Origin of the sequence: Pantoea sp. (assembly GCF_028283705.1) — a bacterium.
Lineage (GTDB): Bacteria > Pseudomonadota > Gammaproteobacteria > Enterobacterales > Enterobacteriaceae > Pantoea.
Genome location: NZ_JAPWKD010000021.1, coordinates 1 through 22,989, shown reverse-complemented (window position 1 = coordinate 22,989; position 22,989 = coordinate 1). Strand labels below are relative to the sequence as shown.

Below are 22,989 nucleotides of genomic sequence, written 5' to 3'. Positions count from 1 at the left end.
ATAGCGCAATGACAACGCTGACACCGGACCTAATCTGTGACCTGGCCCGAAAAGCGGTGCTAACTGCCGATAAAGACGTCGCTTTGAGCGATCTGTGCGGATAAAACTGAGCAGCCATCATCCTTGGCGAATGAATTCTGCTCAATCGGATTTGTCGCACAATTGCCCGGGTTGATGCAGAAGATCCTCATTTTCGTGACGCTGATTATTGAGAATATCCGCCGTCGTCACAAAAACGTCATAAATTGATATGTTACGATAAATAAGTTTGGCTCAGTCGCAGTATCAACATCACTTCATTATCCTACTGGCACGGGTAAAAAAACATTGTGATCAAGGGATGGCAGAATTCCCTCCTTTAATTATTTGGCAGGGAAAGAGTGCCAGAGTAACAATCTATCATCAGGGACAAGGATGAAACATGCTAAGTAGCAGCGCAGTTAATACCCTCACAATCAAACCTCCAGTCACTCAACAAATATGCAGAAAGGAAATTTCCACCAATATAAATTCAATAAGCAATCTCTCTGCCCCGCGGGACCTTATTAACCGACCGATGTCTTCCTTGGGTGTATCTTTAGCACAACCCAATAGCCTGTTACCTGCTCGTATAAAACTACCAATCCGGTCTAAAAAAACGATATATCATCCGCAACCCAGTAAATGCTCTGATATTTCAGCGAGACAGGTTATTCAACAGTTTCGTGATAATGAGCGACTCATCGAACAACTACCCACATTCACCGAGCAGCTGGCTGAATCAAATTCATATCACATCAGAAGATTTGCCAGTCAGTGTGATGACATTTCGAATAAGAAAGAAGGATTGAGAAAAAAGATACGTCAGAAAGCAAAATATTCCTGGGAAAGAAATAAAAAAATCATCAATAAAAAATTAGCAAAAACAGATAATGAAAAATTAAAACGACTCTTTAACACCGTCTCCGCTGTTTGTGCCGACAGACAAACAAATCACTTAGATGTGTTTTGGGATGATGTCTTATCATTATCGTCAATCTGTGGGCACAGACAAAATTATCGCAGATTATGGGAGTTTATCCTGGGTAACCCCCATCTGGAAACTTTCTTAACTCAATTTGATCTATGGACAGACATTGAAAATGAAGTCAGGGAAATGCTATCCACTAACAACAACAAATTCTTTACGGTCCTTAATAGCACACAAAAGGATTTTCTGGATAAATTGCAGCTGCTTTGTGCTCCCATCGAGACAAAATACTTTCATCAATTGTGCGAAATCGACTATGACGGTAAAACCACCGGTGAGGTAATTGATTCACTTATTAATAATTTAGGATTACAGGAAGTATTGAATGAAACCGTCAGTGGCTGCGAGTTATGGCGGGAGTTAAACAACTTACCAACCCTATTTAAGCTTGATGTATTAAAAAATGAAATCGATGATTTGCTCACCGAATATAAAGAGAATCGTGCAGAACTGAAGAGGCTGAAACATGGAACGATACTTAACCGCATCAGTGAGAGCTTCAATATATTGTATCGGATACCCAGGATACTCAATGATCTAAAAGGTCGTATTGAAAACCGAGTCGAGTTTGGTGAAGTCCATATTCTGTATCAGGATCTTTTTTTCAATGCTTTGGATCGATTACAAAATACTGGTGTTGACACGACCTTTAAATCATTAATGACCCGAGATGATAACTTTCAGGATATGGTTGCTAATGATATAGACCTTCATGAAATAGCAGAACAGGTATCACCTAATTTGCTATATAATCCAAATGAATGCTATGACTTTATTTGTATGGCTTCGATGCTGGATGCCAGTCAGGTGATTGCGGAAAACATCGCCGATACAACGTTATTATATCAGTTGATGAGGAGTTATTATCCTGACCCGCAGGAAGTCGATGCGTTTTTCGCCGCACACCAACACAACATGGGCAGTGGTTATGATCGCGGTATCATGCTGGCAATCAGTCGCCTTCTTCCTCCCGCCCTCAACTGGAGAATGCGGGAACGGCTATTACTGGCAGTAACCGGAACCAATGTTTACGACATCCCTCCCATCAGCGAATTCCTGCTAAACATTGAAGAAAACATCGTCAGCGCGCTGAACCCTGCCAGATTAGAAAAGCGTTATCAGCAAGGCTTGCATCTCGATCCGTATCTGATCGATAAACTGAATATCTCCGCAGAGCAGCAAACACAAATCAAAGAAATAGTGATGGATTTCCTTCTATCACGTAACAGATATATCGACCCAGATATCAAATTGCCGCAATTCAAAGTCGATATTGCGACAACCCTTAATTTATTGTCCGAAAAATTATCTTTTGATCTTCAGAACAATGCACTGCGTCCGTCTCATTTTTTTAAGTACCATGCGATAACGCACAATACTCTGCTGACTGAAACACTGGTCAAAGAAATTGACCATTTCTACATTTTACATAAATTTCTCGATAAGATGCTGGATGAAACATTTTCAGCACATGCACATATTAATCGATTGAATGAATTAGTTGCTAACGCAGATATTAGCTACGAAATTGCAATATACGTGAATGTCGCCCTGGCATTGATGGAAAACAATCCATTCACTCTTGAATCTGAGCTGGAGATTCAACGGGCTATCAAAGAACTATTTTCCAGTGATGAAATGGAAACATTAATCAACAATGGAACCTCACCAGTAACGCAGGAACTGGCAGAAATCCAAAAATCTCTGTCAACCTACCCGCAAACTACAACCCGTGATTTTTTTGTTAAAGCTGCGGGAATGGGTATCAGGGTAGATTCTGACTGCCAGAAAAATATCATTAAAACTCTGGGCGAATCCATTGCTGCTGATGTCACCAATGAGGAGCGTATCTGCCAGATTCTTTCTTTGATACTGAAAAGATCTTTCGCAGCGGCCGATGTTCTGGAATTACCCACAGATACCGGCACCGCTCAGCCTCATGATTTTCTCAACGCACTGACCAACGGGTTGATTACCCAGATAAATGGCTTAATCACCACTGAACTGGATGCGGCACTTTTCGCTTTCGATCCAGGCATTAAAGAGGGAGATCGTTATACTAAAACAGCCTGCAAGCTTATAGAAGGAGCGATTCCACGTCTTGTTTTACAAGATCTTTGTAAAACTGGCAACGGCAAAGATGATAAACTCATCGGTCAGAAATTTACCGAAGATCAGTTTGCTCATGTCAGGAAAGAGTTACTAACGTTACTGGCGAAAGGCGGGGAAGATCATTGTAAAGACATTAGTAAAATTTTCTGTGATCTACGGAGAACAATATCGAGTGATGAAAACAACCATGTAAATTACTTACTAAAATGCCTCAATTTTTTCAGAAATCTACAAAGTCAGGAAATCAAATTATCGTCTGGCGAGATTTATCGGAAAATTGTTGATGACATTTATGAAAGAGGAATCCCTTCACGCATTGCCAAAACAGGGCAAAAACTTACTGAAGCAGATTTGCTGGAGTATTTTATTCTGGAGGACATGGGAGGAATCAATACTGAAAGTTCCAGGAAATTCATCCAGTCCACGAATCAAAAAAACCATATTTCTGACTCTCTACTCTATTCTATTACCTTACTTGAGCCTCTCCTGGCCGATGCATTGACCTGGCGGGAGGATGAAATAAATGCTGAGGATAAAAAAATCATTGCTCAGGAGGAACTGGATCAAGCCATTCAGGCATATACCGCTGCAAACCTGGGATTATTTTCCACACAGGCAGAATATGATATGGCTATGTATCGGGCTGACTGCGAAGAAAATGATGCACAAAATGACTATGAAAAAATGATAGATAGAGCCAACACTGAAGATCACTATGAAAGATTAGCCCGAAAATGGGAAATATTTTTCTTTGCTCTTTCGCAGTGTTCCAATTACTGGATAGAAATGCACAGACCGGTCTTTGTTTATATCAACACCAACGTCACAGAAACACGCACTACCACCATTTCTTATCCCACGGGTGAAGAGGCTGAAACAGAAAATATTCAGTCATCAAACCCAGGCCTCACAATGATCAGGTTCAAACTCTGCGACATTATTGATAAATATGGATATATTGATTATAAAAAAATAAATGAATTAATCCGGGAGAAATACTGTCCTGAGTTTCAGATACAGCATATTCAATTCACTCCACTTTTGGATGTACAACCACTAACAATACCCAATGAAGGCTCTGGAAACGCAACGGTTGCCACCATCACCGAACGTTACGATGTTGAAATAATCTCAGCTATGGATATCCAAAAAGGCAGTTATATGCATAATATGCCGAGCCACCCCCCTGAGTTTCCACTCTGTAATGCACCCATGCATGCATTCAGCCTGCAACATTATTCCGAAAAATTCCGGCAACCGGTCAGCCACAAAGAAGTTAGTGCTAACGTATCTTCAGCCATTCAGGCCATGAAAAAAATTCATCATCCACGTGAACAGTTCAATCCTGCCGTACAAGCACAGGATTTAGCAACAAAACAGGGAGCACTCATACGTCAACGTGAGAATAATGCCTGGTGTATACGCGTTGAAGATTCACTGCGACTGCTCACACAGCACCGCCCGAGAAATTTGCATCGAGATAAACCTTCAGTTCAGCCATTACAAAGTGCGATTATTAGCGCAGCCTCCGCATCAACGGGTAAAAAAATCATTGTAATAGATGACAAAAAACGCGGTCATTTATATAAACCAGGTAAAGATTCCGAACGCTCTGGCCAGCCTCTGGACACTCAACCGGGGAATATTGGCAACCAGGGTAGCATTGCACAAATAATACCTTCAGCGATGCTAAAAGAGGCCGTCACAGGGAAGACGCTGGTATTACAGCATGATAGTACAGGAAGGTTTAACCCGGTACGAATTCAGTCTCTCGGTGCCTCCACTTATAAATCAACCGTCGTCTCACCTGGACCCGATATTCGGGGTGTCATAGATCATCCTGCTACCAAACGATTGCCCCCCCCGATACTCAGTGAGGCTGATAATGTGCTGAATGCCATAACAACCTCATACTCTATGCCGCCACCAGATCAGCCAGGGCCATCTACACAACACTCTAACTTTCCAATTCGTACAAAAATATTATTGGGTCTACAAACGACAGATAATGAGCATTGATACCTTATATCCAGAGCAACCTAAGCAGCTTATTATTTAATATGGAGATTGATATGTTAAGTACCCGTATAGAATCTTACCGAAAAAGTGCGATATCCACGCTGCATCAACATAATAATGAAATAACTAAAAAACTCCCCACAATTACTCATGTCACCAATCGTGTTTTACAATCTGATAATCGGCATACTACAACGTTATTGTCGAATCGTTCATCAGGCCTGGGTTCTCAACACCCCAGGTCAAGAGTTAAAGTGCCTGATTTCCAGTCTCTGCGTCATGAGCAAAACTTACCATACAAACCAGAGGATGCCATTAAACGCCCCATGCCTAAGTTGTTTTTTGAAGCCTTCAGTGAACCAACCAAAAAAGTTAAAAACACCTCTGAACATGTCGGAGAGACAACGGTTAGTAGCATACTAAAAAACACCGCAAGAAAATCCATTATCAAAAAATCAATTATTTCCGCCAGCAAAAAAAATGATGGTGCTGCACTTTCTGGCAATGAAGCGGAACAAATAAAAGCAACAACACTGAAAAATATCCGAACTGATGGGTACTGGAACAATAATGGCATGGACCTGGCCATTTATGGTGTTGCGAGTGAGTACAATGTCCAGTTGGATGTTGAAGATAACACGGCACGGGATAATCGAGTTTATCTTTATACGATTGGGCAAACTGATGATCCAATGCGGATAATACGTCTGCGCCGGGTCAGAAAAGAGGGGCATGAACATTATCAGCTTATCGGTCGCAGAGAAAGCACCATCGATGTTAAAAATGACGGGAATTGCTTATTCCGCGCTATTGCATTGGCCATGAGTAATGATGAAGAAAATTACGCAGAAGTCAGGGAGCGAACCGCCCGACATATTGAAGAAAACTGGGACGAATATAAAGATTACGCTGCCACTGAACAGGAGAATGTAGAGTATTATGCAGAAAATAAAAGATTTATTACATTATGGGAGTCGATCAAAGCCACTGCTGAGAAAAAACTTATGGACTGGAGCAAGTTCAGTGGTAGCGAAAATGACTTAATCCGTGTTCTGGTTGGTGGCATTGCTGAACCAGAGACAGTTTTAAAAAAACTGAGCAGCAGAGACCTGCAAAATTTAGGTTATTCTTCCCGTGATCTGAATAAAACGACCGAGGTATTCATTGCTAAAAACAAGAATCCACTACCTGATAACTATGGTTCACTCAATGGCATCCCCTGTACTACAAAAGAGGGTTCCACCTTCTGCATGGATTTAGAACTCTTAGCTAAATTCGATGAACGAGTTTCCTTTATTGATAATGAAGAACTTGAGGGGGCGGGTGAACTTATTTATTTTAAAAAACATATAGATAACTGGTATGCGATGGTCCATGAAGCTCAAAAAATCATTATGTGGCAGGGGAATTATCTGCCGCGGCAATTGATCAGTAAATTCCACACCGACTATCCGATTAACCCACGAGAATTATTCATTACAAACTTTCCGCTGGATCACTTATATGAGTTAGCGGATAAGGAATCTACCGATGCTCATCGGGATTGGTACAACACCGTGCTACAACAGAATTTAGTTTATTTTAATTTTCTGGATGAACATCATCCCCAGTAATTATTATGACAAAAGCAGGGAATCTTCCCTGCTTTTATTTTCCCCATCAGGCTTTGAGCCAGCCCGCTATCTGCGCATGTTGCAGCAACATAATGGTTTTTCCGTCACAAATACGACCATTCTTCACCATCGCCATCGCCTCCGGAAAAGGCAGCTCCAGTACCGCGATCTCTTCGTCCTCTACGCCGCCGCCGTTATTCGTGCGTTGCGCCTCGCTATATTCCGCCGCGAAAAAGTGCACAATTTCAGTGACGCCACCCGGTGACATGTAAGCCTGCCAAAGTTTTTCTACTTCGCCTACCTGATAGCCGGTCTCCTCAATCGCCTCTTTGCGGATGCAATCTTCTGGGGTGTCATCATCCAGCAACCCGGCGCAGGCCTCAATCAGCTCACCGCTTTGGTTGCCATTAAGGTAGGTGGCGATACGGAACTGGCGTATCAACACCACGCTGTTTTTTTCACGGTTATACAGCAGGATAGTGGCACCGTTGCCACGATCGTAGACTTCACGTTTGTGGCGCAGCACTTCGCCATTGTTGCGGGTGATTTCGTAGGTAAAGTTGCGCAGTACAAACCAATTTTCTGACAGCAACTTCTCTTTGATGATGTTGATCTTTAACGGCATGACCACTCCACAGCAAATTTCGAGGGAGCCTGGCATGATAGGCCGAAGCCAGCGGGAAAACTATCTTAATTGTATTAACAGTCAAAACGCGCAATAAATCGCGCCGCTACGGACCGTTGAACTGGGCAGCGACGCGTTCTATCGCGCGGTCAAAAGGAATCACAGATTAAAACCCGTTCTTTTCCTCTTTCATATCCGGTAAATGGTGGGCGATACCTTTGTGGCAATCGATACAGGTTTTACCTTCCTCCACCGCTTTGGTATGCATCTTCGCCGCCACGGTCTTCTGCGCGGTAAAATCCATATATTCAAAGTTATGGCAGTTACGGCAGGCCTGCGAATTGTTGTTCTTCATCCTGCGCCATTCGTTTTGCGCCAGTTCGAGACGTTTCTCTTCAAATTTCTCGGGCGTATCAACAATGCCGAACACCTTGGCGTAAACCTCTTTACTGGCCTGTAATTTACGCCACATCTTCGGTCCCCACTCGTGTGGCACATGGCAATCCGGGCAGGTGGCACGCACGCCGCTACGGTTGTTGTAGTGCACCGTCTGCATATACTCCTGATAGACGTTATTGCGCATTTCATGGCAGCCAATACAAAACTGCTCGCGGTTAGTCATCTCCAGCCCGGTATTAAAACCACCCCAGAAAATGATGCCACCAGCAAAACCAATCAGCAGCAAGGTGCCGATTGCCAGGCGGCTGGGTCGCCGCCACCAGCGCCAGATTCGGATAATCATCTGTTTCATCGCTAACCTCACTGCCCAAAGCCTTCAGCCGGGCGGAAGGTATTTTCTACCACCGGTTTGGCATCGGTTTGCGGAACATGGCATTGCAGACAAAAGTAGCGACGCGGTGATACCGAACTGCTGACTAACCCATCACGGTCAGTAAAGTGTGTCGGGCTGACGCGTGGCGCACCCGTGGTCAGGTAGCTCTGCGTGCCATGGCATTGCAGGCAACGGTTGATGTTTTTTGTCACCTGATAGCCATCCACACTGTGCGGGATCACCGGTGGTTGATTGACATAATTCAGCGGCTTGCGGCTCTGCTCTTTGGGCTGATGGATCGTACCCTGCTGCGTCGCCGTTACCTCGGGTGACTGATTCAGGTCTACGCCATTCGCGGCCCAGACCGTGCCGCCCAGGATCAGGGCGGCCAATGAGAGAAATGTGATAAGAGGTTTCATTGCATCCTGCCTTAAATTTTCACCAGCTTAACGGCGCATTTTTTGTAATCAGTTTGCTTCGACAGTGGATCGGTGGCGTCCAGCGTGATGTTGTTCACCAGCACCCCGGCATCGAAGAAAGGCGTAAACACCAGTCCCTGCGGTGGCTGGTTGCGGCCGCGGGTTTCGACGGTGGCCAGGGCTTCACCACGACGTGATACCACGCGCACTTTCTCGCCACGACGCAAACCGCGCGCTTTAGCATCCAGTGGATGGATATACAGCAGCGCCTGCGGCACGGCGCGGTGCAGCTCCGGGACACGACGCGTCATGGTGCCGGTGTGCCAGTGTTCCAGCACGCGGCCAGTACAGAACCACAGATCGTATTCAGCATCCGGCGATTCAGCAGGCGGCTCATACGGCAGGGCGAAAATGGTCGCTTTACCGTCCGGCTTACCGTAGAAGCGCACCCCCTCCCCCGCTTTGACATAGCTGTCATGCCCTTCGCGATAACGCCAGCGTGTCTCTTTGCCATCAACGACCGGCCAGCGCAGACCCCGTGCCTGATGATAGGTATCGAACGGAGCCAGATCATGACCGTGACCACGACCAAAACTGGCGTACTCTTCGAACAACCCTTTTTGCAGATAGAAACCGAAGGTGCGCGCATCATCGTTGAGTTGATCATCCGCGACTTCACTCAGCGGGAACTGATTGACCTGGCCGTTGGCGTACAACACGTCATACAGCGTTTTGTCGCGCAGCTCCGGTTGCCGGGCGATCAATTCTTCCGGCCACACTTCCGCCACGCGGAAGCGTTTGGAAAAGTTGACGAGCTGCCACAGGTCGGATTTTGCTTCACCCGGCGCTTTAACCTGTTGATGCCAGAATTGCGTACGGCGTTCAGCGTTTCCATAGGCACCTTCCTTCTCTACCCACATGGCGGTCGGCAGAATCAGATCGGCGGAAAGCGCGCTGACAGTCGGATAAGGATCGGACACCACAATGAAATTACGTTCATCACGCCAGCCCGGCATACGTTCCTGAGTCAGGTTCGGTCCGGCCTGCATATTGTTGTTGCACATGGACCAATAGGCATTGATCTTGCCATCTTTCAGTGCACGATCCTGCGCCACTGCGTGATAACCCACTTTCGCCGGGATGGTGCCCGCTGGCAGCTTCCACAGTTTTTCTGCCAGTGCACGATGTTTGTCGTTGGTCACCACCATGTCGGCAGGCAGACGGTGGGAAAAGGTGCCGACTTCGCGTGCGGTACCACAGGCTGATGGCTGCCCGGTCAGTGAGAAAGGCCCGGTGCCGGGACGCGAGATTTTGCCCGTCAGCAGATGCAGGTTGTAAACCAGATTGTTGGCCCACACGCCGCGTGTATGCTGGTTGAACCCCATAGTCCAGTACGACACCACCTTGACGTTAGGGTCGGCATACAGCTCAGCCAGCATCACCAGTTGATCTTTCTCCACCCCGCTCATTTCACTGGCTTTTTCCAGCGTATATTCAGAGACAAATTTCGCGTATTCATCGAAACTGATCGGGGTTGAGTCACCGCTGTCCGGGTTTTTCGCCTTCGCCTGGCGGGGATCGGTCGGACGCAAGCCATAACCGATGTCGGTCGCCCCCCGGTGCAAATTCACATGGTTTTGCAGGAAGGTTTCATCCACCTTGCCGTTCTGGATGATGTAATTGGCAATAAAGTTGAGGATCACCAGATCGGTTTGCGGCGTGAACACCATGCCGTTGTCGGCCAGCTCAAAGCTGCGATGACGATAGGTGGAAAGCACCGCGACTCTGACGTTTTCATTGCTGAGGCGGCGCGCGGTTAATCGCGACCAGAGGATCGGGTGCATCTCGGCCATGTTAGATCCCCACAGCACGAAGGCATCGGCCTGCTCGATATCGTCGTAGCAGCCCATCGGTTCATCCATACCGAAAGTGCGCATAAAGCCCACCACCGCCGACGCCATACAGTGACGTGCGTTCGGATCGAGGTTATTACTGCGGAAGCCAGCTTTCATTAACTTTGAGGCGGCATAACCTTCCCACAGCGTCCACTGGCCGGAGCCGAACATACCGATCGATTCCGGCCCGTTCGCTTTCAGCGCTGCCTTGAACTTCTCTTCCATGATGTCGAACGCCTGATCCCAGCTGACCGGCGTGAACTCACCATTTTTATCGAAACGGCCATCGGTCATGCGCAACAGTGGCTGAGTCAGACGATCTTTGCCGTACATGATTTTTGGCAGGAAGTAGCCTTTGATACAGTTAAGCCCGCGGTTAACTTCCGCCTGCGGATCGCCCTGAGAGGCAACCACCCGGCCATCCTGGGTGCCCACCAGCACACCACAGCCGGTGCCGCAAAAACGACAAGGCGCTTTTTCCCAGCGAATGGGCGCGGCGAGCGCAGTGGCCGCTTTGGTTACGGTGGGAATCACTAATCCAGCAGCAGTCGCGGCAGCCGCCGCCGCGTTGGCCTTCATAAAATCACGACGACTTAGTTGCATAATGCTTCCTTTGCGGGTTGTTCAAATTCGTCCTGCTGGTGATACACCAGAGACACCGCCAGCACGCCGGGAATGTTGCGGGTGGCTTCAATATTGCGCAGCAGCGTCGCGCTGTCGGCGGCACCAAGGGTGACGGCCAATGTGCCGCGTACCGCGTCTTGTGCGGCGATCTCGCTATCGGCATACGTCAGCAGCGTCTGGCTGACCGCAGCAACGACCGTTGGGCGTGCCTGAATCACCAGGCCACAGACGTGCCAGCTGTTATTTGTATTCATGATCTAATCCTGTGGCTGACACCGGGCAAGGTGCGATACATGCGCCACAGCCAGTGCAAAGCTGCGGCATGGTTTCCGGTTGGGCGATGCCATTGGCGGTGAGACGAAAGCGAATCGCCTGCTGTTCACAACTTTCCTGGCAACTGCGGCAGTTAACGCCCTGAAAGGTGATGCAATCGCGACTGATATGGATGCGCTGCTGCCACGGCTGATGATCGCGTGGATGAAACAACGGTTGCGGGCAGGCATCTGCGCAGGCACCACAGAAGGTGCATTCGCCATGCTGAAAGCTGAGTTGTGGCTGCGCGCCTGCCGCCAGCTGCACAATTTGCGTGGTGCAGGCAGCCACACAGCGGCCACATCCATCACAACCTGCCTGATGACGCCACCAGGGCAGCGCGATCGCCCCCGTGACAGCTTTGCGCTGTCCGGTAAAGAATTCGCGTCGTGACAGCACCATTTGAACACCTGTTTCGGAGTAAAAAGTAAGATGCGTAAAATAACCTGACACTAAAGAGGGCTATATCACTCGAAAGGTGTAATTCCCGATGCGGGATCAAATCGCCGCACGATTGATCGCATGGCTGAGAAATGAGCAAAAAAAAGGCCGTCCCACTGGACGGCCCATTGCACTGTCACATCAAAAAACTTAGCGTGGAGAATCTTCTGCTAATGTACGCGAAACTTCTTCCTCACCCTCATGATGGTGATCATGCGCTTTCAGCGCTTCTTCATTGACGCGCTTACGCACGCCAAACCAGCCCAGTACCAGTATAACCGCGATCAACGGGATGGATGCGATGGTGTAGGTACCGTTCGGATAGTCAAACGCCATCAGTACCAGCACGCTGACCAGGAACAGCAGCGTCAACCACGAGGTGACTGGTGCCCATGGCAATTTAAAGCTGACATCTTCCGCTTTACCTTCTTTGATAGCTTTGCGCAGACGCATCTGGCAAACCACAATGAATCCCCACGAAGAGATGATGCCCAGTGATGCCACGTTCAGTACGATCTCAAACACCTGCGACGGAACATAGTAGTTCAGCACCACACCGACGACGTAAACGGCGATGGTGACCAGAATACCCGCGAAGGGCACCTGCTGGTTGCTCATCTTCGACATAAACTTCGGTGCCGAGCCGCCCATCGACATAGAACGCAGAATACGACCGGTGGAGTACAGACCTGAGTTCAGGCTGGAGAGTGCAGCACTCAGTACCACGATGTTCATCACGCTACCGATATAGGGCACACCGAGTTTGGAGAAGAACGTCACGAACGGGCTTTGCCCCGCCTGATAAGCATTCCACGGCAGCAGCAGCACCAGCAGCACCACCGAACCAACGTAGAACAGACCGATACGCCAGATCACACTATTGATGGCTTTCGGCAGCATGGTTTTCGGGTCTTTACATTCACCGGCAGCGGTGCCGACCAGCTCGATCGAGGCGAAAGCAAACACCACCCCTTGCACCAGCACCAGCGCGGGCAGCAGACCATGCGGGAACAGGCCGCCATTATCGGTGATCAAATGGAAGCCGGTCGCATTGCCATCCAGCGGCTTACCGCTGCCAAGGAACACCACGCCAACGATCAGGAAGACCACAATCGCCAGCACCTTGATCAGCGCAAACCAGAACTCCATCTCGGCGAACCACTTCACGCCGATCATGTTCATGGTGCCGACAATGGCCAGTGCACCCAGGGCGAATACCCACTGCGGTACGTCACCAAACGCGCCCCAGTAATGCATATACAGTGCGACAGCCGTGATATCTACGATCCCGGTCATCGCCCAGTTAACAAAGTACATCCAGCCCGCCACATAAGACGCTTTTTCACCAAGGAATTCACGTGCATAGGAGACGAAGCTACCGCTGGAAGGACGATGTAATACCAGTTCGCCCAACGCACGGAGGATGAAGAAAGAGAAGATACCGCACACCAGATACACCAGCGCCAGTGCCGGCCCCGCCATTTGCAGACGCGCACCTGCACCTAAAAACAGACCGGTACCGATAGCGCCACCAATAGCAATCATTTGAACCTGACGATTACCCATTGCTTTGTGGTAACCGGTGTCGTGGGAATTAAGCCAGCGTCGTTTCGCAGCGCGCTGTTCGGCTGCGGTTTTTTTAGTAGGTTTCATAGCTTTCCTGTTTGTCCTGACCATCAATCACCGCTTACCAAACGTTTGCGTAGCGCGGTGCGAAATGGGGTAACACCCGGAAGCAGGGGGCAGAACGATGCCACACAACCAACCGGGAAATTACGGCGATGAATCCTACCCGTTCTGCATGAATGAAGCAAAATATACCGCTAGTCTGCACGGGATGATTTGCAATTATCCGTTGTCGTGCACAAAAAAACCGGCCAAAGGATCTGGCCGGTCGGGGTTGCTACAGGGAGAAAACCTGAGGGAAATTAACGGTAAATCTCGGCAGTGCCACTCCACATGCTGGAGTCGCCAGGATTTTGCACACCGATAACACGGTAATGGCTGGCACCCATCTCAGTGGCTTTTTGCGACAGCTGGCGGGTGGCATCGTCGAGCGAACCACTCACGCCACTGACGGAAACGCTGCCCATACTTTGCATATTTTGTGCCTGCTCCGCGTTCAATGCGGTGGCGGCCAGGCTACTGAAACTTAAGGTGGCTAGCAGTGCACCAGCCAGAACGGCATATCGTGTCTTCATGGGGATGCTCCTGTGTTTTTCTGGGAAAATGACTACCCCTAAAGTATTAACCCGCGAACGCAAACCAGATTGAGCCAGCGGTAAATTTGTTTAATATTTCGCCCGCCATCTCAGATTCATCCAGGGAAAGGTAAAGAATGGTTACTTTTTGCACAAAGAGTAACCTGATGTGGCGAGATATCGTCGCCGATGCGGTTGCACTGCTTTATAATCCCGCGTTCTTAACAGGGTTTTTAATCGTGATAGTGAAACGTCCCGTAACACGTACCATTGCTCGCGCACTCAGCGCCATTGTACTGCTTTCGCTTCTCACCTCCGGGCTGGCGCTGATGACCCTTTCCAGCAGCCTGCGCGATGCCGAGACAGTCAATGCGGCTGGCTCACTACGCATGCAGGTTTATCGCCTCGCCTGGGACAGCGCACGCGATCCGCAACAGCTGGAACATCATATCCAGCTCTATCAGCAGACACTGGAGTCACCGGCATTAAGCGGTCTGGATCGCCCCTGGGTACCGGCTGAAGTCACTAATCGTTATCACTACCTGCGGGACAGCTGGCCAGAGTTACAGCAGCGCTTACAGCCGCAACACCTGCAGGTTTATCAACAACAAGTGGCGAGCTATGTGGGTGAAATCAATCGTTTTGTATTGGCGGTGCAACATTATGCCGAGCTGAAAATGCACCTGGTGGTTGCCAGCAGTTTGTCTGGCTTTCTGGCGATTGTCGGGCTGGCGCTGTGGACCATCCGTTTTATTCGCCGCAATGTGGTCGGTCCGCTGGATTCGCTGGTCACCGCCAGCCAGTATGTTGAGAAAACCCGGTTTAGTTTTCCGCCCTTACCGGTGGATCAACCCAACGAACTCGGTGTGCTGGCGCAGGCTTTCACCGGGATGGCATCGCGTTTACAGTCACATTATCGTCTGCTGGAAGATGCGGTGCAGGAGAAAACCGAGAGCCTGACACAGGCTAATCGGATGCTGTCGTTGCTGTATGAAAGCTCACAGATCCTCACCAGCAGCGCGCTCGACCCTGATGTTTTTCAGGGGCTGCTCCAGCAACTTAAGTTACGCGAAGGTTTCCGCGTGGTGGTGCTGGAGAGCGAAAATCTGACCTTTCAGGCCGGAAGCAGTGATGAGTCACTGGTATGGCAACATCTGGCATTGCAGCAGGATGAACAGCTGCTCGGGGAGTTGCGCTGGCAATCGGTTAAGCCCGCTTCCGATGAATTAATGCAAAGCCTTGCCAATATGCTGGCGCGCGCCCTGTGGATCTGGCAAACGCAGAAGCAATATCAGCAAATGCTGCTGATCGAGGAACGTGCCACCATCGCGCGCGAACTTCACGATTCGCTGGCGCAGTCACTCTCCTTTCTGCGCATCCAGCTTACTCTGCTGCGACGAACGGTTGATGGCAGCCAGCCAGAGGCGCAAAGTATCATCAGCGAATTTGATCGCGCGCTGGCTGATGCCTATCAGCAACTGCGCGAGCTGCTGACCACTTTCCGTCTGACCATTGAACAGGCCGATCTGGTGGCCGCGATGCAGGCCATGATCGTCCCCCTGCAGGAGCAATCCCAGGCGGAAATCCAGTTTGATTATCAACCCGGATTGCAGAGCCTGGATGCACAGCAGCAAGTGCATGTGTTGCAGATTGCCCGCGAAGCACTGCTCAATGCGATCCGCCATGCGGGAGCACAGCAGATTACGATTCGCTACCAGCGTGTTGCCGATGAGGACCATCTGTTAACGATTGAAGATGATGGCAAAGGTATACGCAGTACGGAAGAACCGCCAGGCCACTATGGCCTGACAATAATGGCAGAACGAGCAGCGCGCCTGTCTGGCACGCTGCTGATTACCCCGCAGGAACACGGCACACGGGTAACATTACGTTTCCCGCCACGCCCGATGCACCTGCTGGAATAACAGGCTACATGGACCGTTTATTGGAGAGAATATGGACCTGCAAACTCTGACAATTATGATCGTTGATGACCACCCCCTTATGCGCCGTGGCATTCGCCAGTTACTGGCTCTGGAGCCGAAGTTACAGGTGGTCGCCGAGGCCAATAATGGCACCGAGGCGCTGGCAGAGGCGCGCCGCCTGGCACCTGACGTCATTCTGCTCGATCTCAATATGAAAGGGATGTCGGGGCTGGATACGCTGAAGGCACTGCGTAATGAGGACATCTCAGCACGCATCCTGGTGCTCACCGTCTCAGATGCCCGTAATGATATCTACGCCATGGTCGATGCTGGTGCCGACGGTTACTTACTGAAAGACAGTGAACCCGAGCAGCTGCTGCAGCAAATTTTGCGCGGCGCACAAGGTGAAAATGTGTTCAGCGAGGTGGTCGTTGAATATCTGGCTAACCGCCCCCACAGTTCTAACCCATTCCGTCTGTTAACCGAACGCGAACTGGATGTGTTGCAGGAAGTGGCACGTGGATTGTCAAATAAAGAGATTGCCAGCACCCTGCACATCTCGGAAGAAACGGTGAAGGTGCACATCCGTAATATGCTGCGCAAGCTGGACGTGCGCTCGCGCGTGGCTGCCACTGTGCTTTGGCTGGAAAGCCGCAATGTCTAGCACATCTCAAAAATCCGTCGGGAGATTTACACTTTCTCCATAATTTCTCCACGATTCTCTAATTTGCGCCGCGTAGAGTAAGCTGCGGCAGGAGATGTCCCAGGATAGCGCTTCCACTCCGCCAGCGTGAACCCGAGCAGGGTTCACGCTTCTGATAATAAAAGTAAAAAATACGCAGCTGAGGAGTGTCGGTTCCATGTCGAATTTTTTTATCGACCGCCCCATTTTTGCCTGGGTTCTGGCGATTCTACTTTGCTTATGCGGTACGCTGGCGATTATCGCCCTGCCGATTGAGCAGTATCCCGACCTCGCGCCACCTAACGTGCGCATTACCGCCAATTACCCCGGTGCCTCAGCCGAAACGCTGGAAAACACCGTGACTCAGGTGATCGAGCAGAACATGACTGGCATCGACAATCTGATGTACATGTCATCGAACAGCAGCAACACCGGTCAGGCACAAATCACCCTGACCTTTACTGCGGGTACAGACCCGGACGAAGCACGCCAGCAGGTGCAGAACCAGTTACAAACCGCTCTGCGACAGTTGCCATCGGCGGTGCAATCCCAGGGCGTAACGGTGAATAAAACCGGTGACAGCAACATCCTGATGATTGCGTTTGTTTCTACCGATGGAAGTATGGACAAACAGGATATTTCAGATTATGTCGCCAGTAACATTGAAGATCCGCTCAGCCGTATTGATGGTGTCGGTGAAGTCGATGCCTACGGCTCGCAATATTCCATGCGTATCTGGCTCGACCCGAACAAGCTGAACGCGTATGCGCTGACCACGGATGATGTCGTCAGCGCCATTGAATCTCAGAACGCTCAGGTGGCTGTCGGCCAGTTGGGCGGATTGCCCTCAGTGGAAAAACAGGCGCTTAACGCCACGGTCAATGCCCAGTCAATGCTGCAAACCCCGGAACAGTTCAAAGCCATTACACTAAAAACCAATGCCGATGGTTCGGTGGTGACGGTGGGCGATGTTGCGGATGTGGCCATGGGGGCTGAGAAATATGACTATCTCAGTCGCTACAACGGCCAGGCTGCCTCCGGTCTCGGCATTAAACTGGCCTCCGGCGCCAATGAGATGAATACCGACAAACTGGTACGCGCCCGCATTGCCGAGCTGTCGCAGTACTTCCCACACGGGCTGGAGGCGAAAGTCGCTTATGAAACCACCCCGTTCGTTAAAGCCTCGATCACCGACGTGGTGAAAACCCTGCTGGAAGCGATTCTGCTGGTGTTCCTGGTGATGTATCTGTTCATGCAAAACTTCCGGGCAACGTTAATCCCCACTATCGCCGTACCGGTGGTACTGCTAGGTACCTTTGCCGTGCTGTATGCCTGTGGTTACAGTATCAACACCCTCACCATGTTTGCCACGGTGCTGGCGATTGGTCTGCTGGTGGATGATGCCATCGTGGTGGTAGAGAACGTCGAGCGAATCATGAGCGAGGAAGGTCTCTCGCCACGTGCGGCAACGCGTAAATCGATGGGACAGATTCAAGGGGCGCTGGTCGGTATTGCGCTGGTGTTATCGGCGGTGTTTGTGCCGATGGCCTTTTTTGGTGGCACCGTCGGTGCGATTTACCGTCAGTTCTCCATCACTATCGTTTCCGCGATGATTTTGTCGGTATTGGTGGCGTTGATCCTCACGCCTGCGCTCTGTGCCACCCTGCTTAAACCGCTCGAAAAAGGTCAACATCACGGTCGGCGTGGCTTTTTCGGCTGGTTTAACCGCCACTTCAACGCCAACGCTGGACGTTATGAACGTGGTGTGGCGCGTATTCTGGTAAAAAGTGGTCGCTGGATGCTGCTCTACCTGGCGATCATTGGCCTGATGGCGTTTATGTTTATCCGCCTGCCGACCTCGTTTCTGCCACAGGAAGATCGTGGCGTGTTCCTGACCCAGGTACAACTCCCGGCGGGGGCCACTCTCGAACAAACCTCTAAGGTGGTGGCGAAGGTGGAGAATTATTATATGGCCGCCGAAAAAGATAATGTCCTGTCGGTGTTTTCCACTATCGGTGCCGGTCCAGGTGGTAACGGTCAGAACGTGGCACGTATGTTTATCCGCCTGAAAGATTGGGACGAACGCCCTGGTGCCGATCGCACCGCCTTTGCCATCATTGACCGCGCCACTAAGGCTTTCCGTAAAATCAAAGAAGCCAACGTTATCGCCAGCAGCCCGCCCGCCATTACCGGTCTTGGCAGTTCATCGGGTTTCGACCTCGAACTACAGGATCATGGCGGGATTGGTCATACAGCCCTGATGGCGATGCGTGATAAATTACTGGGCGAAGCGGCCCGCGATCCGGCATTATCCCGCGTGCGCCATAACGGTCTGGACGACAGCCCGCAGTTGCAGATTGATGTTGACCAGCGCAAAGCGCAGGCACTGGGCGTCTCAGTGGATACCATCAATGACACCCTGACCACGGCCTGGGGTTCAACCTATGTGAATGACTTTATCGACCGGGGTCGCATCAAGAAAGTTTACGTGCAGGCGGCGCCGGAATTCCGCATGCTGCCGGATGACATCAATAAATGGTATGTGCGCAACAGCAGCGGCACTATGGTGCCTTTCTCTGCCTTCGCCACCAGCCACTGGGAAGTGGGGTCTCCACGACTGGAGCGCTATAACGGCTATTCCTCGCTGGAGATTATTGGTGAAGCTGCAAACGGCGTCAGCAGTGGTACGGCAATGGATGCGATGGAGAAGCTGGTCAGCCAGTTACCGCTCGGCATCGGCTTCCAGTGGACCGGTGCCTCGTATCAGGAACGACTCTCTGGTTCGCAGGCTCCGGCGTTATATGCTATCTCACTGCTGGTGGTGTTTCTGAGCCTGGCGGCGCTGTACGAAAGCTGGTCCATTCCGTTCTCGGTGATGCTAGTGGTGCCACTCGGCGTGGTGGGTGCGCTGATCGCCACCTGGCTACGCGGGCTGGAAAACGATGTCTATTTCCAGGTCGGGCTGTTGACGGTGATTGGCTTGTCGGCGAAGAACGCCATTCTGATTGTCGAATTCGCTAACGAGATCAACAGCAAAGGACGTGAATTGATTGAAGCCACGCTGGAGGCCTCACGCCAGCGCCTGCGCCCGATCCTGATGACCTCACTGGCGTTTATCTTTGGTGTGCTGCCCATGGCAATCAGCGCGGGTGCCGGTTCCGGCAGCCAGCACGCGGTGGGGACGGGGGTGATGGGCGGGATGATTTCCGCGACCGTACTGGCGATCTTCTTTGTGCCGCTGTTCTTTGTACTGGTGCGTCGCCGCTTCCCGCTGAAAGACAAGCCGCATGATTAAGCGATAAAAAATTAAGGCAGCCTGATTAATGGCTGCCTTATTTTTGTTTGGTAAGAATTACAGCAAGTTGGGGATTTGCCCTGCTTTTCTCTTCGCGGGTTACTTACGTAACATCGCGTCAATAAATTCTTTCCAGTTCCCCAGTTCAGTGTCAACCATAATACCCTCTCTTATTGTGCCGCCGAGTGTACGCCGTTTTTTTCTACAGGTGAATACGCTTCCACCTGTTATCTGTATCGGCAAAAGCTGGCAAAAGCTGTAATTTGCTCAAATTGCGTACTGACGCACATTTCAGCAACCCCCTAACGTAGCGGAAGAAAATTCCTGGTGACAACGCGTAGCACAATTTTTCGATTGGGAAGATTCTGATCAGGCTTATGGTGCGGCGGGCAATTATTCACGGGGCTAATGAAAGCGGTTACTGGTACTAAACGGCAAGAGTTTTGCCAGAATCCGTAACGGCGCGATTTATCGCGCAATATCAGGAAAAAGACTTCCGGGATCGCTCCCGGAAGCCCGATTTACAACTTAGAAACGATCAAGATTCATTACTTTGGTCCAGGCCGCGACGAAGTCATGGACCAACTTCTCACGGCCATCGCTGCTGGCGTACACTTCCGCCAGCGCGCGCAGAATGGCGTTAGAACCGAACACCAGATCGGCACGGGTGGCGCTGAATTTAACCGCACCGCTGCTGCGCTCACGACCTTCATACAGCCCTTTCGCCTGATCAACCGATTTCCACTCATTGCCCATATCCAGCAGATTGACGAAGAAATCGTTGCTCAGCACACCTTTGCGGCTGGTAAACACGCCATGTTCGCTACCATCAAAGTTGGCACCCAGTACACGCAAACCACCAATCAGCGCAGTCAGTTCTGGTGGGGTCAACGTCAGTTGCTGTGCTTTATCGATCAGCTGCGTTTCTGCCGCCTGAGTGGTACCAGCACGTTGGTAATTGCGGAAACCATCATAGCCCGGTTCCAGCAGCGCGAAGGCTTCCACATCAGTTTGCTCCTGAGTGGCATCCACGCGGCCCGAGGTGAACGGCACTTTCACCGCCACATTAGCCGCCTGTGCTGCCTGCTCCACACCGACAACGCCCGCCAGCACAATCACATCGGCCAGTGAAGCTTTACCGGATGCCTGTTGGATAGCGATCAATTTGTTCAACGCAGGCTGAATGCTGGCATTGACTTCCCAGCTGTTCTGCGGCGCTAACGCCACACGGGCACCGTTGGCACCACCACGTTTATCACCACCGCGGAAGGTTGAAGCTGAAGCCCAGGCAACTGATACCAGCTCACCTACCGACAGACCGGCATCGGCAATCGCCGCTTTCAGATTATCGATGTCAGCGGGCGTCGGGTTATGCGACGGCGTCGGCAGCGGATCCTGCCAAATCAGCGCTTCTTTCGGTACTTCCGGGCCTAAGTAACGTGCAATCGGCCCCATATCGCGGTGGGTCAGTTTGAACCAGGCACGGGCGAAGGCTTCGTTAAACGCCTGCGGATTATTCAGGAAACGACGCGAGATTTTCTCGAATTCAGGATCAAAACGCAGCGTCAGGTCGGTCACCAGCATAGTTGGCTTACGTTTTTTCGCCGGGTCAAACGGGTCTGGAATGATTTCCGGGGCGTCAACCGCTTCATACTGGATAGCGCCTGCCGGGCTGTGCGTTTTAACCCACTCGTATTTGAACAGGTTCTCGAAGAAGTAGTTGCTCCACTGGGTCGGGGTTTGTGTCCATACCACTTCCAAACCGGAAGTGATGGCATCCGCACCGACACCGCTGTTGTAGCTGCTTTGCCAGCCGAAGCCCTGTGATTCCAGCGGAGCCGCTTCCGGCTCAGCACCGACATGGCTGGCTGCACCGGCACCGTGGGTTTTACCCAGCGTATGACCACCGGCAATCAGCGCCACGGTTTCTTCATCGTCCATGCCCATATTACCGAAGGTGGCACGGATAGCCGGAGCGGCAGAAGCCGGATCGCCGCTGGCATTCGGACCTTCCGGGTTAACGTAGATCAGGCCCATTTCTGTCGCGGAGAGCGGATTTTTCGCCAGCGCTTCCGGATGGCGATGGCTCAGCCAGGTTTTCTCATCACCCCAGTTCACATCGAGATCCGGCTCCCAGACATCTTCACGTCCGGCACCAAAACCAAAGGTGCGGAAACCGGCGTTTTCCAGCGCCACGTTCCCCGCCAGGATATAGAGGTCGGCCCAGGAAATTTTCTGACCATATTTTTGTTTCACCGGCCACAGCAGGCGGCGCGCTTTATCCAGGCTGACGTTATCCGGCCAGGAGTTCAGAGGCGAAAAGCGCTGCTGACCGCGACCGGAACCGCCGCGACCATCAGTCATACGGTAGGTCCCTGCGCTATGCCAGGCCATACGAATAAACAGACCGGCATAGTTACCCCAGTCGGCAGGCCACCAGGGTTGAGAGTCGGTGAGCAGCGCTTTCAGGTCGGCTTTCAGGGCAAAGTAGTCGAGCTGGCTAAAGGCTTCGCGATAGTTGAAGTTTTCACCGAGGGGATTCGAACGATTGGAATGCTGATTGAGTAAATCGACACGCAGCTGGTTAGGCCACCAGTCACGGTTGTTGGTTCCGCCACCCGCAGCAGGCAAATCGGCGCCCTGATGGAAGGGGCATTTGGCTGCTGACGGGGTTGTTTCGTTAGAATTGCTCATGTTGCTCTCCGCTTTTTTAATTTGCGACTAGGTTAAAACACATCAATTAATAGGTAATATTCATTTCTATCGAACGATTTGATAGTTATTAGCTTATTACAGTCACAGACAAGCGCTTAATTACCTGGTGCGATCACAGAACACTGTCATCCCCTCAGGCAACCTTGTTACAATCCCTGGCCGATCGCGCATTTCATCTTCACGCTAAAAGAGTAGTCAAATACTATGTTCCAGCTCTACGGCATTAAAAATTGTGACACCATTAAAAAAGCTCGCCGATATTTAGACGCTTCCGGCATTGATTATCGTTTCCATGATTACCGCGTAGATGGCGTGGACGATGCGCTGTTG

15 protein-coding genes and 1 pseudogene are annotated in these 22,989 nt (G+C 50.7%); 6 read left to right on the top strand and 10 right to left on the bottom strand.

The features are described 5' to 3' along the window. Window positions 1–421 precede the first annotated feature (421 nt). Both PW844_RS18610 and PW844_RS18605 read left to right on the top strand, forming a co-directional pair. A complete protein-coding gene (locus PW844_RS18610) occupies window positions 422–5,140 on the top strand; it encodes a hypothetical protein (protein WP_299455053.1) in 4,719 nt (1,572 codons plus the stop codon). A 53-nt stretch (window positions 5,141–5,193) separates the two neighbouring features. Beyond that, entirely contained in the window at window positions 5,194–6,753 is a 1,560-nt protein-coding gene (locus PW844_RS18605; protein WP_299455051.1) for an OTU domain-containing protein, read from the top strand. 46 nt (window positions 6,754–6,799) lie between these two features. On the opposite strand, the gene nudK is transcribed toward PW844_RS18605, so the two are convergent. The 8 genes from nudK to PW844_RS18565 form a co-directional block, all read right to left on the bottom strand. After that, window positions 6,800–7,378: a GDP-mannose pyrophosphatase NudK gene (nudK, locus tag PW844_RS18600; protein ID WP_299455048.1), complete on the bottom strand. Its 579-nt coding sequence runs from the start codon at window positions 7,376–7,378 to the stop codon at window positions 6,800–6,802. Window positions 7,379–7,544: 166 nt separating this feature from the next. After that, window positions 7,545–8,129, bottom strand: a complete 585-nt coding sequence (napC, locus tag PW844_RS18595; protein WP_084876245.1) for a cytochrome c-type protein NapC — start codon at window positions 8,127–8,129, stop codon at window positions 7,545–7,547. Between the two features lie 8 nt (window positions 8,130–8,137). After that, window positions 8,138–8,569, bottom strand: a complete 432-nt coding sequence (gene napB / locus PW844_RS18590; RefSeq protein ID WP_299455044.1) for a nitrate reductase cytochrome c-type subunit — start codon at window positions 8,567–8,569, stop codon at window positions 8,138–8,140. A gap of 11 nt (window positions 8,570–8,580) precedes the next feature. After that, window positions 8,581–11,067 carry a nitrate reductase catalytic subunit NapA gene (gene napA, locus PW844_RS18585; protein WP_299455041.1) on the bottom strand — a complete coding sequence of 829 codons (2,487 nt, stop codon included), beginning with the start codon at window positions 11,065–11,067 and terminating at the stop codon, window positions 8,581–8,583. Continuing rightward, a complete protein-coding gene (locus tag PW844_RS18580) occupies window positions 11,058–11,342 on the bottom strand; it encodes a chaperone NapD (RefSeq protein WP_299455038.1) in 285 nt (94 codons plus the stop codon). Before PW844_RS18580 ends, napA begins: the two co-directional genes overlap by 10 nt. Then, window positions 11,329–11,802 (bottom strand): ferredoxin-type protein NapF, encoded by a 474-nt coding sequence (gene napF / locus PW844_RS18575; protein WP_299455035.1) that lies wholly within the window; start codon window positions 11,800–11,802, stop codon window positions 11,329–11,331. The genes PW844_RS18580 and napF overlap by 14 nt, the downstream gene beginning before the upstream one ends. 189 nt (window positions 11,803–11,991) lie before the next feature. Next, on the bottom strand, window positions 11,992–13,494 hold the full coding sequence (gene ansP, locus PW844_RS18570) for an L-asparagine permease (protein ID WP_299455032.1): 1,503 nt from the start codon (window positions 13,492–13,494) through the stop codon (window positions 11,992–11,994). 275 nt (window positions 13,495–13,769) lie between these two features. Further along, a complete protein-coding gene (locus PW844_RS18565) occupies window positions 13,770–14,042 on the bottom strand; it encodes a YdgH/BhsA/McbA-like domain containing protein (protein ID WP_299455030.1) in 273 nt (90 codons plus the stop codon). A 239-nt stretch (window positions 14,043–14,281) separates the two neighbouring features. On the opposite strand from PW844_RS18565, the gene narQ reads away from it, so the two are divergent. The 3 genes from narQ to acrD all read left to right on the top strand — a co-directional run bounded on the left by narQ (window position 14,282) and on the right by acrD (window position 19,944). After that, window positions 14,282–15,967 (top strand): nitrate/nitrite two-component system sensor histidine kinase NarQ, encoded by a 1,686-nt coding sequence (narQ, locus tag PW844_RS18560; protein WP_299455027.1) that lies wholly within the window; start codon window positions 14,282–14,284, stop codon window positions 15,965–15,967. Window positions 15,968–15,998: 31 nt separating this feature from the next. Further along, the gene (locus PW844_RS18555; RefSeq protein ID WP_299455025.1) at window positions 15,999–16,631 is read left to right on the top strand and encodes a response regulator; all 633 of its coding nucleotides are present in this window, start codon (window positions 15,999–16,001) and stop codon (window positions 16,629–16,631) included. Between the two features lie 196 nt (window positions 16,632–16,827). Continuing rightward, complete coding sequence (acrD, locus tag PW844_RS18550; protein ID WP_299455022.1) at window positions 16,828–19,944, top strand: multidrug efflux RND transporter permease AcrD; 3,117 nt, start codon at window positions 16,828–16,830, stop codon at window positions 19,942–19,944. Window positions 19,945–20,043: 99 nt separating this feature from the next. On the opposite strand, the gene ypfM is transcribed toward acrD, so the two are convergent. Together ypfM and katG are read right to left on the bottom strand one after the other, a co-directional pair. Continuing rightward, window positions 20,044–20,103: a protein YpfM gene (ypfM, locus tag PW844_RS29480; RefSeq protein ID WP_139810981.1), complete on the bottom strand. Its 60-nt coding sequence runs from the start codon at window positions 20,101–20,103 to the stop codon at window positions 20,044–20,046. Window positions 20,104–20,472: 369 nt separating this feature from the next. Then, a complete protein-coding gene (katG, locus tag PW844_RS18545) occupies window positions 20,473–22,638 on the bottom strand; it encodes a catalase/peroxidase HPI (RefSeq protein ID WP_299455019.1) in 2,166 nt (721 codons plus the stop codon). 225 nt (window positions 22,639–22,863) lie between these two features. Here katG and PW844_RS18540 point away from each other — a divergent pair. Next, window positions 22,864–22,989 (top strand): annotated as a pseudogene (locus PW844_RS18540) (ArsC family reductase); the annotation flags it as partial.

Excerpts from the sequence above, each read along its gene's own strand:
- PW844_RS18610 (WP_299455053.1), top strand. The coding sequence starts at position 422 with ATGCTAAGTAGCAGCGCAGTTAATACCCTCACAATCAAACCTCCAGTC.
- PW844_RS18605 (WP_299455051.1), top strand. The coding sequence starts at position 5,194 with ATGTTAAGTACCCGTATAGAATCTTACCGAAAAAGTGCGATATCCACG.
- nudK (WP_299455048.1), bottom strand. The coding sequence starts at position 7,378 with ATGCCGTTAAAGATCAACATCATCAAAGAGAAGTTGCTGTCAGAAAAT.
- napC (WP_084876245.1), bottom strand. The coding sequence starts at position 8,129 with ATGAAACAGATGATTATCCGAATCTGGCGCTGGTGGCGGCGACCCAGC.
- napB (WP_299455044.1), bottom strand. The coding sequence starts at position 8,569 with ATGAAACCTCTTATCACATTTCTCTCATTGGCCGCCCTGATCCTGGGC.
- napA (WP_299455041.1), bottom strand. The coding sequence starts at position 11,067 with ATGCAACTAAGTCGTCGTGATTTTATGAAGGCCAACGCGGCGGCGGCT.
- PW844_RS18580 (WP_299455038.1), bottom strand. The coding sequence starts at position 11,342 with ATGAATACAAATAACAGCTGGCACGTCTGTGGCCTGGTGATTCAGGCA.
- napF (WP_299455035.1), bottom strand. The coding sequence starts at position 11,802 with ATGGTGCTGTCACGACGCGAATTCTTTACCGGACAGCGCAAAGCTGTC.
- ansP (WP_299455032.1), bottom strand. The coding sequence starts at position 13,494 with ATGAAACCTACTAAAAAAACCGCAGCCGAACAGCGCGCTGCGAAACGA.
- PW844_RS18565 (WP_299455030.1), bottom strand. The coding sequence starts at position 14,042 with ATGAAGACACGATATGCCGTTCTGGCTGGTGCACTGCTAGCCACCTTA.
- PW844_RS18555 (WP_299455025.1), top strand. The coding sequence starts at position 15,999 with ATGGACCTGCAAACTCTGACAATTATGATCGTTGATGACCACCCCCTT.
- acrD (WP_299455022.1), top strand. The coding sequence starts at position 16,828 with ATGTCGAATTTTTTTATCGACCGCCCCATTTTTGCCTGGGTTCTGGCG.
- katG (WP_299455019.1), bottom strand. The coding sequence starts at position 22,638 with ATGAGCAATTCTAACGAAACAACCCCGTCAGCAGCCAAATGCCCCTTC.